Annotated in this window: 13 protein-coding genes; 7 read left to right on the forward strand and 6 right to left on the reverse strand. The window is 48.8% G+C overall.

Annotated elements, in window-relative coordinates; genetic code table 11:
* Window positions 1-62 precede the first annotated feature (62 nt).
* Complete coding sequence (gene treF, locus H7U12_RS03355) at window positions 63-1,601, forward strand: alpha,alpha-trehalase TreF (RefSeq protein ID WP_241749083.1); 1,539 nt, start codon at window positions 63-65, stop codon at window positions 1,599-1,601.
* A gap of 88 nt (window positions 1,602-1,689) precedes the next feature.
* Here treF and H7U12_RS03360 read toward each other — a convergent pair whose 3' ends face one another.
* Entirely contained in the window at window positions 1,690-2,037 is a 348-nt protein-coding gene (locus H7U12_RS03360; RefSeq protein ID WP_186632886.1) for a TM2 domain-containing protein, read from the reverse strand.
* 398 nt (window positions 2,038-2,435) lie between these two features.
* Here H7U12_RS03360 and H7U12_RS03365 point away from each other — a divergent pair, with 398 nt between their 5' ends.
* The 3 genes from H7U12_RS03365 to H7U12_RS22535 all read left to right on the forward strand — a co-directional run bounded on the left by H7U12_RS03365 (window position 2,436) and on the right by H7U12_RS22535 (window position 6,762).
* Window positions 2,436-2,828 carry a response regulator gene (locus H7U12_RS03365; protein ID WP_186632889.1) on the forward strand — a complete coding sequence of 131 codons (393 nt, stop codon included), beginning with the start codon at window positions 2,436-2,438 and terminating at the stop codon, window positions 2,826-2,828.
* Window positions 2,829-3,354: 526 nt separating this feature from the next.
* Window positions 3,355-5,892, forward strand: a complete 2,538-nt coding sequence (locus H7U12_RS03370) for a PAS domain S-box protein (protein ID WP_255897405.1) — start codon at window positions 3,355-3,357, stop codon at window positions 5,890-5,892.
* 243 nt (window positions 5,893-6,135) lie between these two features.
* A complete protein-coding gene (locus tag H7U12_RS22535; RefSeq protein WP_241749085.1) occupies window positions 6,136-6,762 on the forward strand; it encodes a YqaE/Pmp3 family membrane protein in 627 nt (208 codons plus the stop codon).
* A 141-nt stretch (window positions 6,763-6,903) separates the two neighbouring features.
* Here the strand turns inward: H7U12_RS22535 and H7U12_RS03380 are convergent, their stop codons facing one another.
* The 3 genes from H7U12_RS03380 to H7U12_RS03390 form a co-directional block, all read right to left on the reverse strand.
* The gene (locus tag H7U12_RS03380; RefSeq protein ID WP_186632895.1) at window positions 6,904-7,302 is read right to left on the reverse strand and encodes a hypothetical protein; all 399 of its coding nucleotides are present in this window, start codon (window positions 7,300-7,302) and stop codon (window positions 6,904-6,906) included.
* A gap of 15 nt (window positions 7,303-7,317) precedes the next feature.
* Window positions 7,318-7,731 carry a hypothetical protein gene (locus H7U12_RS03385; protein ID WP_186632898.1) on the reverse strand — a complete coding sequence of 138 codons (414 nt, stop codon included), beginning with the start codon at window positions 7,729-7,731 and terminating at the stop codon, window positions 7,318-7,320.
* 382 nt (window positions 7,732-8,113) lie between these two features.
* Window positions 8,114-10,948 (reverse strand): M16 family metallopeptidase, encoded by a 2,835-nt coding sequence (locus H7U12_RS03390; protein ID WP_186632901.1) that lies wholly within the window; start codon window positions 10,946-10,948, stop codon window positions 8,114-8,116.
* A gap of 359 nt (window positions 10,949-11,307) precedes the next feature.
* Here H7U12_RS03390 and H7U12_RS03395 point away from each other — a divergent pair, with 359 nt between their 5' ends.
* Both H7U12_RS03395 and H7U12_RS03400 read left to right on the forward strand, forming a co-directional pair.
* Complete coding sequence (locus tag H7U12_RS03395; protein ID WP_186632905.1) at window positions 11,308-12,231, forward strand: glycosyltransferase family 2 protein; 924 nt, start codon at window positions 11,308-11,310, stop codon at window positions 12,229-12,231.
* Window positions 12,232-12,287: 56 nt separating this feature from the next.
* Entirely contained in the window at window positions 12,288-13,766 is a 1,479-nt protein-coding gene (locus tag H7U12_RS03400) for a glucosyltransferase domain-containing protein (RefSeq protein ID WP_186632908.1), read from the forward strand.
* 224 nt (window positions 13,767-13,990) lie between these two features.
* Here the strand turns inward: H7U12_RS03400 and H7U12_RS03405 are convergent, their stop codons facing one another.
* Both H7U12_RS03405 and H7U12_RS03410 read right to left on the reverse strand, forming a co-directional pair.
* Window positions 13,991-14,980: a TIGR03885 family FMN-dependent LLM class oxidoreductase gene (locus tag H7U12_RS03405; protein ID WP_186632911.1), complete on the reverse strand. Its 990-nt coding sequence runs from the start codon at window positions 14,978-14,980 to the stop codon at window positions 13,991-13,993.
* Between the two features lie 324 nt (window positions 14,981-15,304).
* A complete protein-coding gene (locus tag H7U12_RS03410) occupies window positions 15,305-16,069 on the reverse strand; it encodes an oxygenase MpaB family protein (protein ID WP_186632914.1) in 765 nt (254 codons plus the stop codon).
* A gap of 271 nt (window positions 16,070-16,340) precedes the next feature.
* Here H7U12_RS03410 and H7U12_RS03415 point away from each other — a divergent pair, with 271 nt between their 5' ends.
* Window positions 16,341-17,165, forward strand: coding sequence for a glycosyltransferase (locus H7U12_RS03415; protein ID WP_186632917.1), 825 nt, complete (start codon window positions 16,341-16,343; stop codon window positions 17,163-17,165).
* The last annotated feature ends 74 nt before the right edge of the window (window positions 17,166-17,239 follow it).

Genomic DNA, 17,239 nt, shown 5'->3' on the forward strand with positions numbered 1-17,239 from the left:
CTTTTCTGATGTCGTACTCGTTCGCCCTGCCTTCTCTTTTCCTTTCCAGACGCTTTCTTTTTATGCTTTTATTTCTCCTCGGGGGATGGGCCCAGCAGGGGCTGGCGCAATTCAGGCCACACGAAGAACTGGGCGAATTGTTCCGGGACGTACAGCTGGCATCCGTGTTCCCTGATTCCAAGACTTTCCCGGATTGCCTGCCGCTTTCTCCGCCGGCCCAGATCCTGCAAGCGTACGCCCAGGAAAAGAACAAGGCGGGCTTTGATCTGAAAGCCTTTGTGTTGCGGCATTTTTCGCTGCCCAAAGAACGCTTGACCGGGTTTGCCTCCAATACCAGCCAATCAGTGGAGGAGCACATCCGGGCCCTGTGGCCGGTGCTTACCCGTGAGCCGATGGAGGAGCAGAGTTCACTCATTCCCCTGCCGCACGCCTACGTGGTGCCCGGCGGCCGCTTTAGAGAGATTTATTACTGGGACAGCTACTTCACCATGCTGGGGCTGCAGGAGAGCAACCAAGTGGGGCTCATCCAGAACATGGTCGATAATTTCACTTACCTGATCAACGCCATCGGGCACATTCCCAATGGCAACCGCTCGTATTACGTGAGCAGGTCTCAGCCGCCCTTCTATGCGCTGATGCTGCGTGTGCTGGCCCAAGAAAAAGGCCCCGAGATCTTGCTGAAGTATGCGCCCGCGCTTCAGAAAGAATATGACTTCTGGATGCAGGGGCAGGAAACCCTTTCTGCCGGGCAGCCCGCCCACCGGCGAGTAGTTCGGCTACCCGATGGAAGTGTGCTGAACCGTTACTGGGATGATGATCCTACGCCCCGTCCCGAGGCTTACAAAGAAGACGTGGAAGTAGCCCGCCACTCCGGCCGCAACCCCGAGGAAGTGTACCGTGACATCAGGGCCGCCGCCGAGTCTGGTTGGGATTTCAGCAGCCGGTGGTTTCTGGACCAGAAGACCCTGGAGACCATCCGGACAACGCAGCTGATTCCCGTTGACTTGAACGCTTTGCTCTACCACCTAGAGATCACCTTGGCAGACATGGCGCAGCTTCAGAAAAACAAAACCCAGGAACGTCTCTACCGAAACAAAGCAGAAAAACGGAAAAAGGCCCTGCTGGCTTATTGCTGGAACCCCACCCACCAGTTCTTCTATGATTATGATTTCACCAGACAGAAAACCACTGATATTCCCACTCTGGCGGGCGTGACTCCGTTGTTTTTCTGCCTGGCATCTAAAGCCCAGGCCAATGCGGTGGCGCAGCGGTTACAGCGCGATTTCCTGAAAACGGGCGGGCTGCCGGCTACTCTAACTCACTCGGGGCAACAATGGGATGCGCCCAATGGCTGGGCTCCCCTGCAGTGGATGAGTATTCAAGGCCTGCGGGCCTACAAGCAGCATGACTTGGCCAACACCATTGCCGATCACTGGATCAAACAGAACACCGAGGTGTACCGGTTATCCGGAAAGCTGACCGAGAAATACAACGTGGAGAAACCCGGCGCCGAAGGCGGCGGCGGCGAATATCCCAACCAGGACGGTTTCGGCTGGACCAATGGCGTTTTGCTGAAACTGCTTCAAAAACAGAAAGACTAAAACAGCAATGGCCTTGCAGGTGAGAGGCAAGGCCATCGCTGTTTTCAGGGTGTTTTCCTGAAAATGGCCTGAAAACAGGTAGGCTTAGTTAGATCCGGTGCGCCATTCTAATGGAAGCCAGGCATTGGAGCGCCATGTCATGGTTGTACTTCCGCACGATGCCCGGCATCCTGAACAGATCAATGAACCACCAGAGTCCCAGCCCGCCCGCCGTGATCCAGAACAGGAACTGGATGCCCCATCTATTGACGTAGGCGTAATGCAACCCGAAGAAGACCCAAAGCAGGTACGCGAATCCAGTGGATTTTTGCCGCTGGACATACTGCGTGAAAAAGCTATTCTGGATTTGGGGCGAGAGCATAGGTAAGTCTACCTGCGCCATATAGGGCAGCTGACGGAGGAAAGAAGCAGGTAAGATGGTGTTGGTCGTCTCCATACGCGTAGTTTTTGCCCGGTTTAGATAGAGAACGAATATACCTTTTTTGTATTTGTTTGGAATTGTTTAGGAGAATGTTTCTTAAAAACCTCTTTCCGGCGCAGCCGATGGAAAAATCTGTACACTGTCTAGCCATTAGAATTATTTATGGATGGTCGGCTACCCAGCTTTCTACCGTTCAGGTTTTAAGAGCTGGAAATAAAGCGATTAAGAAGAGAATAGAGGGAATCTGCGGCTTGGTCTTATACCACTTTCGCTAAAGAGGCGTTTTTCTTAAGGCAGAGGTTTATGGCAATCCTTACACGTGTTTAAGTAAAATCTTAGGTGGTGTAAGTATTTATTCCTTAGTTTGCCTTTACTTTACAGCGAAAATACCCTCACCCCGAAATTGAGTACAAGTGAAGAAGATTAAGTCAATTTTACTCATTGAAGATGACGAAATAACCAATTTCCTCAACCAGACCGTGATTGAAGAGACGGGCGTAGCCGAGGAAATCATAGTCGCCTTGAATGGCTTAGAAGGCTTGTCTTACCTACAGAGATTGCAATCTCCCGATGACTTCCCCTCCTTGATTCTGCTCGATATCAACATGCCCGTCCTGGATGGTTTTTCATTTCTGGAAGAGTATTACAGGCTTCCGCTGGTAGAAGACACCTCCACCAAGATTGTCGTGTTGTCTACTTCCTCCAACAGTTCAGACATGAACCAGATGCGTTCTCTAGGCATTACTACCTGTCTTCAGAAACCCCTCAACGAAAAAGACTTCAGAAAAGTAGTGGCAGAACTGTAGGTTTTACATTCTGCAGCTAGTTCATCCCTTACTAATTAGTTTTCAGGTATTTTCTCGAAAACTGATCACCCTTTCGCATTGCTTCAGCAAAGTAGCGGGCGATTTCTTTAAGGAATCCCAATGACCGGTGTCAGGCATTCTCAGTTAATCTAAGAATGCCTGACACCGGTCATTGGGCGGTTATGCCTATTTGATACAGCAATTCAGGAGAAGTCTCTTTCTGTACACAATCTTTATTGTTCTATCTGGTAACAGACTCTGTTGGGAAGGTTTTATTTAAATTCTTATAATTTAAGTAAGCCTTGTACCTTGAAAATTTTTTAAACCCCTTATTTTGAACGTTTATAAGTAACGACATTAATAAAAAAGTTAATAATTGAATATTTTTCATGAATTCTGGCTGCATTAATAAAGTGCTATTTATAGAAGCAAAATGATGTAACTTGCATCAAAGAAAAATTATTCAAGCTATTAAGTGAGATCTGACAAGATAGATTCAGCAGAAGACCTGTGGAGCCAAAAGGTGGTGGAAAAGGTAACTGCTAGTTCACCTGACCTTCTTTGTGCCATGGATGCGCAAGGAAAGTTTGCCTACCTAAGTACAACGAGTGAAGCAATAATAGGCTTTCAGCGAGAGGAATTACTCCAGAGAAATTTCATCAACTTCGTTTCACCCGCAGATCAGGAAAGAACGCTTGAGGCGATGCTAAAAGCCAAAGACGGCACACCTGTCAGGAATTTCATCAATTCCATTTTACATGCAAGCGGCGAAGAGGTGATGATGGCCTGGTCAGCGGTTTGGTCAGAAGAAGATCAACTGTTGTACTGTATGGGAAGAGATGCCGCCGAGCAGAAAGAAGCCCGGCAAAAACTCGCCGAAAAGGATGAGTGGCACAGCACCATGGTCCAGTATGGCTCTGATATGATTGGTCTGCTCAACCAAGCCGGGGAGTATCTCCATGTAGAAGGTGCGGTCACCCGATGGTTGGGCTATGCGCCCGAGCAGATGACAGGACGAGTTGCTTTTGACTTTATCCATCCGGAGGATGTGCATTTGGCAACATCTGCTTTGGAGAGAGTGATAAGCGAGAAGTTGGTGCAAGTGCCAGATTTAAGGTTTAAGACGAGCGATGGAGCCTGGAAATGGATTGAAGCCATTGTCAGTAATCAGTTGGATAATCCTGCCGTGAAAGCCTTGGTGGTGAGTGCCAGAGATATCACCGAACGCAAGGTAGCGGCATTACAACTGGAGGAGAGTGAGCGACGTTTCCGGTCTTTGTTTGATAATAATCCGGATCTGGTAATCTACGAAGACAGAACCGGAACCATTCTGGATGTGAATTCCCGTTTCCTTGCTTATTTGGGGCTTCCAAAAGAGGAAGTTATTTCCAGGCACTTCTGTGAATTTGTTCCTTCGCAGGACAAAGATGTTTGTATGTCCTACCTGGAGGAAGCGTTCCAGGGGAAAGTCGTCAATTTCGATCTGAATATTCCGCGAGAAAACAATACGTCTCTGGTGTTGAATATCACCAAGATTCCCGTCCTGGTGAACAGTGAAGTCATTGGAGCGCACTCCATCATCAAAGATTTGACGGAAGTAACTGCTGCCCAGGCCACCATCAAAAAACAAGCGGAAACCCTGCAGTCGGTCTTTGAGAGCATTACGGATGCGTTCTTCATGTTAGGCCGTGACTGGCGGTTTAAACTGATGAATTCTGAGTTTGAACAGATGCTCCAGTTAGACCGGCAAACGTGCCTGGGAAAAACTATCTGGGAGGTGTTCCCCGAGCTTATCAACGGCAGTTTCTACCACTACTATAAAAAAGCGCTGTACACCGGGCAGGCAGTAAGATTTGAGTCTTTTCTGGAACAGTCCCAGATCTGGGTGGAGGTGAAAGCTTTCCCGTCTGAAGAAGGGCTCTCGGTGTATTTCTCTGACATCACCAAGCGGGTGATCGCCATAAAAGAAAGCCAAAAGTTGTCGCTGGTAGCCAGTAAGATCTCCAACGGCGTCATCATTACTGATGCCTTAGGGAACATTGAGTGGGTTAACAGCGCGTTTACCCTAAACACGGGTTATTCGTTCAAGGAGGCCCAAGGGCAGCAACTCACCACCTTTCTGGAGGGGCCTGAGACTGATCGTAAGGTAGGCAACGAGATCGGGGAGAAGCTCAAGTTGGGTGTTCCTTTCAACGCCATGGTGCTTCACTACCGGAAGAATGGCCGCAAGGTCTGGATCTCCATGGACTTTACGCCCATCCTGAACGAGGAAGGTGTCATTACGCAACACATCGTCATCCAGAAAGACATTACTTTTAGAAAAGAGGCCGAAGAACGTCAACTGGAGATGACCCATGATTTGTTCAGGCAGAACCGTGACCTTCAGCAGTTCACCTACATCGTGTCGCATAACCTGCGGGCCCCGGTGGCCAATGCCATGGGCCTGGCCGATTTCCTGACCAAACTGGACAAGCATTCAGAAATGTATGACACTTCTTTGGCCCATCTCAAGGCCAGTGTGTTCAAACTGGATACCGTGCTGCGCGACCTGAACATGATTCTCTCGCTCAGAGACCATCAGGATATTCTGGACCGGGAAATGGTCGTGCTTGCCGATGTCTTCGAGCAGGTCCGCCAGTTCTTCATGGAGTCTCTGGCTCACCACAAGGGAGAGTTGGAGGTGAAGATTGATCCGTCAACCAAGCTCCACACCAACCGCGCGTATATCTACAGTATTTTCTACAACCTGCTGTCCAACGCCATCAAATACCGCTCAGAGGCGAGGTTGTTGAAGGTGACCATTCAGTGCGAGGTTTGCCGCGAAGGAGGAGTGCGCATTTACTTCACCGATAATGGCTCTGGGTTTGACATGGAGAAGGCCGGCGATAACATCTTCAAGCTGTACAAGCGCTTCCACAGCAATAAAAAGGGTAGGGGTATTGGTCTGTTTCTGGTGAAGACGCACGTGGAGAGCATGGGCGGTACCATAGAGATGCGCAGCAAATTAGACCAGGGCACCCAGGTGGAAATCAAACTGCCCGGCGAGGTGACATCCGCTACTTGACTAAAATAAGTCAGTGTGTTTCAGGGCCGTTTTTAGGAAAAAGGCCCTGAAACACACTGACTTATTTTATTTATTTAATAATTGAGCAATCGCTTCCCTGAACTGTTTTATAACAAAAATCAGATATCTGTAGTACAAACGATGGTGCGTGCTTACTGAGTTGTTTTTGAGGCCGAGCTGAAAGTCAGTTCAACTTCCTGGCAAGTCAGTTCCACGTTTTCTTTTCACCTAATTTAATGTACTATGAAATTGAAAAGTTTACTTCAATTGGTTCTCTTCACCGTGGTTGGGCAGTTCCTGTTTTCCTGTAGCTCAGCCGAGTATTACCGGTTCACTTCTGCCAAGCCAGAAACCTACAACCGGTCGGTTGCCAAAGTAGAACCCGCAGATCAGAAATTAGAAGAAGCTGCTCCGGCTGTCCTGGAGGAGGAGAAGGTAGTGACCGCCGCAGAAATGCCCGCCCAGGTGAAACAAGTGGAGCCGGTTCTGGAGGCCAGCGCCAAAAAAGCCGAGCCGGTGTTGTTTGAGACCAAAAAAACAACCGTTGCCACCACAGATGCTAAGGCTGCCTCTGCTGCTGCCCTGAGCGTAGAGGAAACCAAGGTTCTGGATGCTGCCAAGCACCGCCTCGCCAGCATGACCAAAGCCGAGAGAAAGGAATTCAAGAAAGAAGTGAAAACGGCGCTTCGGGATGCCAACGCCTCCACCAACATCGTGGAGATCATCCTGGCCATTCTGCTTCCGCCGTTAGGGGTTTTCCTGCACGAAGGAGATGTGAACAGCCGATTCTGGATCAGCTTGCTCCTCACGTTGCTGTTCTTCATCCCAGGTGTGATTTATGCGCTTCTGGTGGTGACAGACTCCATCTAAGGGACGTGTAACTTTCAACGTTCACGCATAAAAAAGGCCTTGGCTACCATAGCCAAGGCCTTTTTTATGCCGTAATCTCAGCGATATACCTATTTCAAGGGAAATAGAAGGGCTACCAACAGCAAACCTCTCGGCGGGGGGTTACATCACCTTCAGCCAGTTCTCGGCGGCATCTCGGTCCTCGAAGTTAAGGATAAGGATGCCGTTGATGGTGTACTTCAGCGTTTCTTTGGTGGAGAGTTGGCTGTAGAGTTCGGGGGAGAGAACCCAGGCAAAGTAATGAACGCCGGCTTTGTACATGGCCGGGAACCAGATTTTCGCGCCCCACTCGGCTGCGCCAGACCAGTTGCCGGTGACCAGGGTATTGTCATTGAAAACCTTGGTGGATCTGGTGCTGGCCACGTGCTTCAGCATTTTGTCGCAACCGTCTCTCACGGTTTCCTCGGTCTGTTTTCCCGTCCAGTCTACATAGAGAATATCCGTGAGGAGATCTAGTTTGATGGTGATATGGGGCTCTTGTAGTAAGGTGCGCTTGTGCATTTGATCACAGAAATTTCAGGAGGCAGATTTCAACCACTCCATAGCAGAGGTACGGTCAGAGAAGTTCTGTAGCTGAAAGTGGATAGCAGGGTTCTGCTGAATTTTCATAAGGCTTTCTTCGGCCCGCGTTTCATCTACCGCGTCAGAAGACGCTATTCTGGCAATCTTCTGCAGCCGGGTGGTGTTTAAATCCTGGGCCAGTTTCAGCATGAGCGAGGTGTTCTCGTCGTCAGGAATAGAAACCGTGGCTTTGCTGCAGTCTACCAGTAGCTTCTTGACATCATAGTCAACGATGGCCTCCATCAAGACCTGAAACGCCTGTTTTACCTCTGGCAGAACCGACGGCTCCAGATCAGGCCAGGCCAACTCCAGGATATCCGTGGCCGGATCATACTCAAGTAGCAGTATACTATTTTGGTAAAGTAGCATAGCAGGCAGGCGACGGAAATAGCATCGCGCATATTCAAATATACTAATTTCTACTTATAAACCGAAGCTCCGCCGCTCATTCCCCCGGAGGTTGGCCTTCCGCCTGAAGTAAAAATGCAAAACTATGTTTTTGCTGCTGGGCCTGCTGGCCTGTGTATTCCTTCTGTCAATCCAGGTTTGCAGATAAGGTATGGCTTAGGATTGAAGCAGTTAGCCTAGGTACAACTTTCCTGCTGTTTTTAAGCTGATTTAGGGAAAACAGGCTTAAAACCGATGAGAGAAGAAATTCTGTTTTCAGCCACTTTTCTCGAAAACGGCACTAAAGCAGCGGCCCCTTCCGGAATAAACCAGAAGGGGCCGCTGCTTTAAGAAGAATGGCTTCTTACTTTAAAAGGATGGGTTTACCGAAGCCTAGCTGCTCCAGCTTCTGAAGCTGCGTTGCGGCATCGCCTACCACCAGATAGTACATCTTGTTGGGGTTGACGTATTGCTGTGCCAGGGCTTTGATTCTGTCCAGCGTCATCTCCTGCACCAATGCTTCTCTTCCTTTGGCGTAATCATAGGGCAGACCGTAGGCACTGATGTTGTGGAGCAGGTTCAGTTTGGCACCCATGGTTTCAAAAGCCCGGGCGTTGCTCTTGATCAGAAAGCCCTTGGTCACCTCCAGGTCCTGGGCAGAATACGCGGGGCCGAAGTTCTGGAGAATCTGCTTGATCAGATCCGCCGATTCATACGTGACGTTTGACCGCACCCCGCTCTGGATCACGAAAGGCCCCGGTACGTTGGAGCCCGAGAAAGAAGACCCGATGCCGTAGGTATAGCCTTTGCCTTCACGTAGCTGCTGCGTCAACTGCGAGGCGAAGCCGCCGCCGCCCAGAATGTAGTTCATCACCTGCGCCGGGTAAAAGTCTTTGTGCGTCACGGGCAAGGCCAGATACCCAAACCGCAACACCGACTGCTTTGCGCCCGGCACATCATAAAAATAGACCTGCGAAGCGCTGGGGGCCGGTGGCGAAGGAAATTGCGGCATGCGAACCGTTTTGACTTTCCAGTTCTGGTTCAGGCCAGCCAGCGAGGTAGCAACTTCCTGCTGATCTACCGCCCCCACTACCTGGAAAGTAGCCACTGACGGCGAAAGATTTGCGGCATAATACTGCTGGAGATCGGTTAGGGTGATGGCTTTTAAAGAAGCTTCCGTGCCCAGGAGGTTGCGCGAAAGGATGTTGTCCTTGCCGTACAGGATTTTCTTGAAGCTATTATCAGCGATGGAATTGGGGTTGGCTTTCTGCTGTTTGATCTGGCTTTCCACCCGTTGCTTGGCAAGTTTGAATTCCTGTTCATCCCAGCGGGGTTCCAGAAGGATCTCCTGCACCAAAGCCATGGTAGGAAGGTAGTTGCGCGCCAGGGTGCGTCCGCTGATGGTGAAGCTTTCCTCATTGGCCGAGATGCTGATGGAAGCGCCCAGCGCATCCATGGCTTCCTCCAGCTGCTCCGTGGTTTTGTTTTTGGTGCCTTTCAGGAGCAGTTCAGAAAGGAGGTTGGAAACGCCCACTTTCGAGGAATCTTCCAGCAGCAATCCGCCGTTCATGCGCAGGTTGAACATCACCAGCGGAACTTCGCGGTCAGTGATGCCCAGCGTTTTGAGGCCGTTTTCTGATTTTTTCTCCCAAACGTTGGGTACTCTGGTTTCGGGTGCTTTGCCGTAAGGCGGCTCCACGGTGCGGTCAAAGCGGGAAGGAGTGCGCGGGTAATCGGCTTTGGCCGAGGCGTCAAACTTCTCCTCGGCACCTTCCACAATTTTCTCTTCCACCACACTGGCTTTCTGGGCACCTTTCAGGGCGAGGTTTACCTGGCCCTTCGGCACGAAGCTGGTCACCACGTAAGGCTTGCCTTTGATGTATTGTTGGTACACCCGCATGACATCATCACGGGTTACGGAAAGCATATTTTGAATATCCTTGCTGATAAATCCGGGGTCACCCGCGAAGATCTGGTACTGGGCCAGCTGAAATCCTTTGCCCTGCACGCTGGACAAGCCGTTGTAAAAGCTTACTTCCTGCGAGGTTTTGATGCGGTTGAGGTCATCGTCTGAGAAGCCTTCCTGCTCAAAGCGCTGGAACGCTTCTTGTACGGCGGCATGTATCAGGTTCAGGTCTACTTTCTCGTACCCTCTGATGCTCAGCATGAATTGTCCGGCCAGCTCGGCGCTGTTCTGGTACATGTTCACGCGGCCCGCCAACTGCTTCTCGTCCACAATTAGTTTGTTGAACGGGGCTTTCTTGCCGTCGGCCAGTAGCGTGGCGAGGGTTCTGAGGGCGTAAGAGTCTTTGTGGTAGGTGTAGACGCTGGGCCAAGCCATGGTCAGTTCCGGCAATCGGGCGAAGTTGTCTTCGTGGTAAAGGCTTTTGGTTTGGGACAACACCACCGGTTTTTTCTCCAACGCCGGGATTTTCTCGCCTTTTTTGATTTCCCCGAAGTACTTCTCCACCCACGCTTTAGCCTGACCCGGCTCAAAATCACCCGATACCACCAAGGTCACGTTGTTGGGCACATACCAGCGCCGGTAGAATTCTTTGACATCAGCTAAGGTGGCGTTCTGCAAGTCTTCCAGCGAACCAATCACTTGCCAGTGGTACGGATGGTCTTTGGGGTACAGGTTCTGGTCAATCACGTAGGATGTGTTGCCGTAGGGCGCGTTGTCATAACTCTGGCGTTTCTCGTTCTTCACCACCTGCTTTTCCTTGGCCAATACCTGCTCGGTGACGGTGTTGATGAAGAAGCCCAGTTTATCGGCCTCGGCCCAGATCATTTTCTCCAGCGCATCATTGGGAACGGTCTGGTAGTAATTGGTCCGGTCGCGGCTGGTGGAGCCGTTGGCCCCGGAGCCACCAATGCGGGCGCTCATCTTGTCCAGCCCGCCTTTGCCCAGGTTCTCCGATTCCAGAAAAAGCAGGTGCTCAAACAAGTGGGCGAACCCCGTGCGGCCTTCCTTCTCCCGCGCCGAGCCCACGTGGCTGGTAAGGGCCACCGCCACCACCGGATCAGATTTGTCAACGTGGAAAACCACGGTCAGGCCGTTGGCTAAGGTGAACTTCTCAAAGTCTACCTGAAAATCCTGCTTAGCAGTTTTTGAAGCCTTCAACGTGCCCTGCCGCTGACAGGAGAACAGCGCCAAGGAAAAGAAGAAGAGGAAAGTGATGGGTTTGGTGAATTTCATGGAAAGGGTATAAGGGATTGTTTCTGTTTCAATTGTTCGTTTGCAGGCCGTCACGGAAATCATAAAATCACTTTAGGAACAGGTGTTCTTCTGGTACAATCTCATTGTTTTTACTCTTAGTGGCTATTTCTTTCTCTTGCAGTCCTGCGCTGTGCTTTTATGTATGGTAAAACTACTTCGCTGGTATCTTGGGTCACTTGTGCTGCCTGGTTAGATTATCTTCATTTGTGGCTCCCGTGTGATAGAAGACATGGAAGTGTCTGTACCTAAAGATTATCCCATGCTCTTTTTGGAGGTGCTCAAATACTGCCCATTCATTACATGAAACTTGTATCTTTGACCTAAAACAGATTGAGCTTGTGGATATTTCGGTCGTGATCCCTGTTTACAATGAGGAAGCGAATTTAATCAATTTATATAATAGGCTGGAGATAGCCTTGTCTTCGCTGCATCTAACCTACGAATTAATTTTTGTGAACGATGGGAGCCGAGATGGGTCCCTGAATCTTCTGAAAGGGCTGGCTCAGGAAAAAGGAGTGAAGTACATTGACTTCAGCCGTAATTTCGGGCATCAGATTGCTGTGAATGCGGGTTTAGATCATGCCCATGGAAATGCGGTGGTGATCATTGACAGTGATTTACAAGACCCGCCCGAGTTAATCCCTGAACTATACGCCAAGCTACAGGAGGGGTATGAAGTAGTGTACGCGCGCCGTAAACAGCGTCAGGGGGAAAGTATCCTTAAGAAAGTAACCGCCCGCTTGTTTTACCGCATAATGGCCACCATTACCTCTACCCCAATCCCGCTGGATACCGGTGATTTCCGGATTATTGATAAGAAGGTGGTGGAGGTGCTGCGCCAGATGCCGGAAAAGCAGAAGTTTGTCCGGGGGCAGATCGCATGGGTTGGTTTCAGGCAAACGTTTCTGGAGTATGACCGAGCCGGGCGGGCCGGTGGAGAGACTGGGTACACTTACCGGAAAATGATTCGGCTTGCGCTGGATGCCATCACCTCTTTTTCTAATTTGCCCTTGAAAATGGCCACGGTTAGTGGTTTCCTAGTTTCCGGGATCGCATTTTTATTGATGCTGTACACCCTATATGCCCGGTTTGTCTCCGAAGACTATGTGCCCGGCTGGTCGTCCATTATGCTTAGTGTGTTATTTCTGGGAGGAGTACAGCTGATCTCCATTGGCATTATAGGAGAGTATATCAGTCGTCTAAGTGATAATGTGCGAAACCGGCCGCTGTATATTGTGAATGAAAGTAATATCAAATTATAGATCAAATTCTAATACCATCCTTCCTCACCTACCAGTCCCCCCTACGTTTTCGCTGCATGAAAAGAAATGACTTTATAAAGATCAGTATTTTAATAGTTGTCCTTCTAGCTATCTTTTATCCGGTATTTTATACAGAATATCTCTATACAGATGAGGCCGTTCAGATCTGGTTTTACAAACAAGCCGGAAGCCTAGAGATGTTTATCCCGCAGGGCCGGTACTTAACGGAGAAATTGATGCAGGCGCTTTTCTCAACTATCACTACCATCAAAGACATCCGTTACTTGCGTGTATTCTCCTTGTTTGGTTGGGTGCTGTGCCTCCCTGTCTGGTATTTTGTGATTAAGCGATTAACGGCCAAAGAAAACCTTCCCTCTTTACTGGCATTCTTTTCAGTGTTTTACTTGGTCGCCATGCCGCCAATGGCTGTTTCCATCGGGTGGGCTACCTGTCTTGAGCTTTTCATTGCCAATACTGCTGGTTTGCTTTCTGGTTATATCATTCTGAACTCCACCGCCTACAGCCAAGGCGGGAACAATCGGTTTCCGGTAGGGGCGATGTTGGTTTCCATCGTTTTGGGGCTGATATCATTGTTCAGCTATCAGAGTGGTTTCGGCTGTTTTATGATTCCCCTGCTGATTCATTTTCTAGGTAAGCAGAAAAGCTCTCGCCCGCTACTCATCAGCTTAGGCGTTTACCTGTTTACCTATATTGTCTATTTAGTGGTGTTCAAGCTATGCCTTGCGCTTAACGGGATGGAGGCGAACCAACGAACCGGATTGTACATCAATATTGGGGGGAAACTGAGATTCTTCTTCTCCCAACCTTTATCGGCGGCTTTCCATTTTACCTATATCTTCAATGAAAACAGCAAGCTGGGCCTCCTGCTTTATCGTGTGCTGTTGGCTGTACTGCTGATCTATACTTTCTTCCGGTATAGAGCTCTTCATGTTTGGCAGAAAGTGGCTTATGTCCTTGGTATTGGAGCAATATTCTTGTTGATGTACATCCCTCCGTTGATTGTAAAAGAAAACTATGCTTCCAACCGTACCATGCTGGCCTTAAATATGGGCGTGTTTCTTGTAATGGCCGAGACCCTGCTGAGCCTTTTTAAAAGCTTCAATAGTAAAAAGATGCTGGTGTATGGTGTGTCCGGTTTGTTTGCCTTGAATGCGTGGTATAATTTCAATTACCTGTTTTTAAAGCCCGTCGTGCACGAACATGCCAAGTTCAAAGCCTTCATGCAAGACAATTATTCTGAGAAGGTAACATCAATCGCCTTTATCCGCCCCCCTGAAGATGTATTTGTTCGCCACTTTGGCATTACACGGTCTTGGGATGAATTTGGCGTGCCGATTTCGCATTTCAGTTGGGTGCCGGAGCCATATGTCAAGCAGCTTATTTTTGAAATGACCAATAGCCGCGCCATCGCCGAGAAGATAACGGTAACCAACGGCTTACGGCAAGATGGTTTTGCCCCTGCCTCCCAAGAGAACGGGTTGCTGATTGACGCCGAAGAGGTAATCACTAAATGATAAAGTAGGGTTTAGGCGGTAAAGCAGAAGATGCTTGAGGCCTCACCTGCTTTATTCGTGTTTTCGCCGAAAGCCAAGTCCCGTAATCCATTCATTGATCCCTGCGTTCGGATTGATGTTAATTTGCATAGGTGTATAAATTCAACTATCCCTAAAACGATCCTCAGCAAAGGGGCGTTTTTGGGGCAGTTTAGAGAAAACAGGCTTAAAAGAGCCGACCTATACTACAGACGCTTCGCAATGGAATTGAGCTCCGGTAAAACTTTCTCACCGAAGAACTCAATGTATTGCTCCTGTTTCAGGTTCACGTTGTGCAGGTGTAATTGGGTGAAGCCAAGTTCCAAGTCTTTGGCCAGCCAGTCAAGGTGTTCCTGGGCGCTGTCTGAGATACGTACGTGCGGCTCCAGCTCGTCGGGTTTGACCATGCTGCCCGCCGCATCGAATCCCTGCAACGTAGGGATGTCTGAGAGGAGAGAGGAGGGGAAGACGTTGTTTTTCCATTGCTCATGAGCGCCTTGGCGAGCCATTTCCCTGGACGTGTCATACGACAACTGAACTTTCAGGTGCATGGGCTTTCCCTCACCGCCTCCTCTGTGGAAAGCGTCCACCATTTTTTGTAACTCCTGGGGAGGCTTGGAGATGGTGATCATGCCATCGGCCCAGCTGCCTACCCATTCGGCGGTTTCTGGAGTGATGGCAGCGCCAAGGACCGGAGGCATGTACTCAGGCAGCGTGTACAGTTTGGCGTATTCCACGTCCACCAGGCCTTTGTGCGTCACGGTTTCTCCCCGCCAAAGCGCGCGCATGATGTCTACGCAGAGTTTAAGCCGATCATTCCTTTCCTGTTTATTGGGCCATTTCTGTCCGGTGATGCGCTCGTTCAGAAACTGCCCGCTGCCTGCCGCCAGAAAGAACCGGTGCGGAAACATCTCGCACAACGTGGCTACCTTCTGCGCCGCCACTGCCGGATGGTACCGCTGCCCCGGCGCCGAAACCACCCCGAAAGGAAGGGAAGTAGCCTGCATGGCTGCCCCCAACCAACTCCAGGCATACCCACTTTCGCCCTGATTTTCACTCCAAGGATAGAAATGATCGGAGGAAAGAATATTGCCGAAGCCGGCCTGTTCTGCCTTCTGAACCAAGGTGATTAAATGGCTGGGCTTGAACTGCTCATGGGAAGCATGGTAACCAATGGTGATGTCTTTATTAGGCATGTGGCATCTTGAATGTGAAGAATTCGGTGTAGAAACGTGTCCCTTCCTTTTACCTGAATTGCAGCATTCATGGGTTAACCCAAAATGGGAATATGCTATGCGAGCAAAAGAGAAGCGGAAACTAAATTCTAGTTTTAGAACGGCTTTCTGCAAAGCAGGTTTGATGGATAAGTTAAAGTTTTCCTGCACATTAGTGCAGGAAGGGAAGTTGCCGTGCATTTGGAATGCATACGGCCAACAAAGCATCGGTTTTAAGCATGTTTTCAGAAAATAAGCTTAAAACCGACGGATAATAAAGTAATGTGCTTAAAAGGTTACCGTTGGTTACGCGGGCGCTTGATCCAGATCCTTGATTTCTTTCTTGTAGGCGGAAGGTAAAATGATGGATTTCAAAAACCAATCTAACTTGAGATTCCGACTGATTTTGTAACCCTGCAGCAGGGGAGAGATAAGTGAGGTTTTCCGGAAGCCTAATAATGCCTTAACCCGCTCTGGAACCACCAGGATTTGAGCCTCTAGTAATAACCTGTACCGCACAGTGCCTAAATGTTTTTGATATTGTTTAAACAAATCATGCGTAAAATGGCTCACCACAAGATCTTGCTGTAAGTGCTCTTCCCGCATTCGTATCCATTCTGGGTAGGTGATTGGCAGGCCCGTCAGCCCCATCCGGTCGCCTACTCGGTAGAAAACTTCGAAGACTTCGGCTTTCTCCTCCTCTGTGAGGACTCTTTCCAGCACTTCAAACGAACGGATGGAGTAGTCAATCAGCATAAAGAGCACATCGCGGTAGGCCCAATCCGGAATGGAAGCTCCGCGTTTGGCCTCCACCGCTCCATGAATACTTGCCATCTTGTCAATAGTCCTGTGCGCCACATCCATGGACGAAAATACGATCTGCCGGGCATACGCCACGGTAGAGAATAGCCGACCTAACGGATCGGCGGGTAATCGGCCGGTAAAGTAAAGCCAGTCCACCGCTTTGTTTAAGGCAAATTCCGCTGAAGAGCCCGCGAATATGAAGAGGACTGTATCTCCTTTCCCCCAAATCTCCCTAACCACAGATCCTTGTTCTACAAAATAGTGCATCCTTCTCTTCTTTCTACTGAATGCTTGATTTTCACTGATATCTTACTTGATAAACTACGCAACGAGATACGTGGTGCATTGTAATGAAGTGGCGCTTTAGTCTTTTTAACGCACTCACATAGACGAGAGAACTTATTAAAAAATAAATAAGTTACAAGTCCTTTATTAAGGTAGGTTTCATTGTGATCCTCTATAGGTCCCCGTACCTTTGACAACTGAAAACAAAGCCATACTTCTATACAGCTAAAAATACTGTTATTTTATACCAATTTTGAATTCTTACACGTCAAAATCACTTCCTGAAATAGATTTATGTGTTCTCATTCCCTGTTACAACAATCAGGAAGGCCTAATCAAGTCTCTTCAGAGTATCGTTTATAAGCCGGAGAAACTCTGGGTTTTAATTGTGGATGACGGAAGCTTGATGCCTGTCCAAGAGGAAGCAATCGCCTCAACAGGAATTAGTTTTCGCTTTCACGTCATCAGGTTGTACAAGAACGAAGGTATCACCCATGCCTTAAACACCGGTTTGCAATGGATTGAAGATCACCTGCAGACGCGCTTCGTAGCAAGGCTAGATTGTGGAGATCTCTGCCACCAGGAGAGGTTTTTCAAGCAAGTGAAGTTTCTAGATGAAAATACCCAGGTAGGTTTATTGGGAAGTTGGTGTGAGTTTCATAATCCGCAAACAGGTTTGAAATACGCCTATACCACTCCTTTGGAGCATGCCTCTATTCTCTCGGAAATGCACTTCAGGAACGTATTCATCCATCCCACAGTTGTGTTCAGATCAGAGCTTATTAAAGAGACGGGAAAATATCCAATAGAATATCCCTATGTAGAGGATTATGCCCTATTTTTTAAAATGTTGCACAAAACCAAGGGCGCTATCTTAAACGACTTTTTAGTAACCTGTGAGTTAAACCCGAAGGGCATTTCTCTATCTAACCGGAAGGAACAATTATTTGGTAGACGAAGCGTTGTGTCTGACTACGGAGTCTTTGCTTTTAAAAAGATTGCGGGTGAGTTTAAGTTGTTGTTCCTGAGTTTTTTACCATATGGACTTGTTCATTTGGTAAAAAGTAAGCTGAGTTAAAGGAGACGTGGAAATTAATTTTGTCTTAGATCTTGGTGTTAAACCCGTAATTAAATGTGAGATCTCTCTACTAA

This window comes from Rufibacter sediminis (genome assembly GCF_014269285.1).
Taxonomy (GTDB): domain Bacteria; phylum Bacteroidota; class Bacteroidia; order Cytophagales; family Hymenobacteraceae; genus Nibribacter; species Nibribacter sediminis.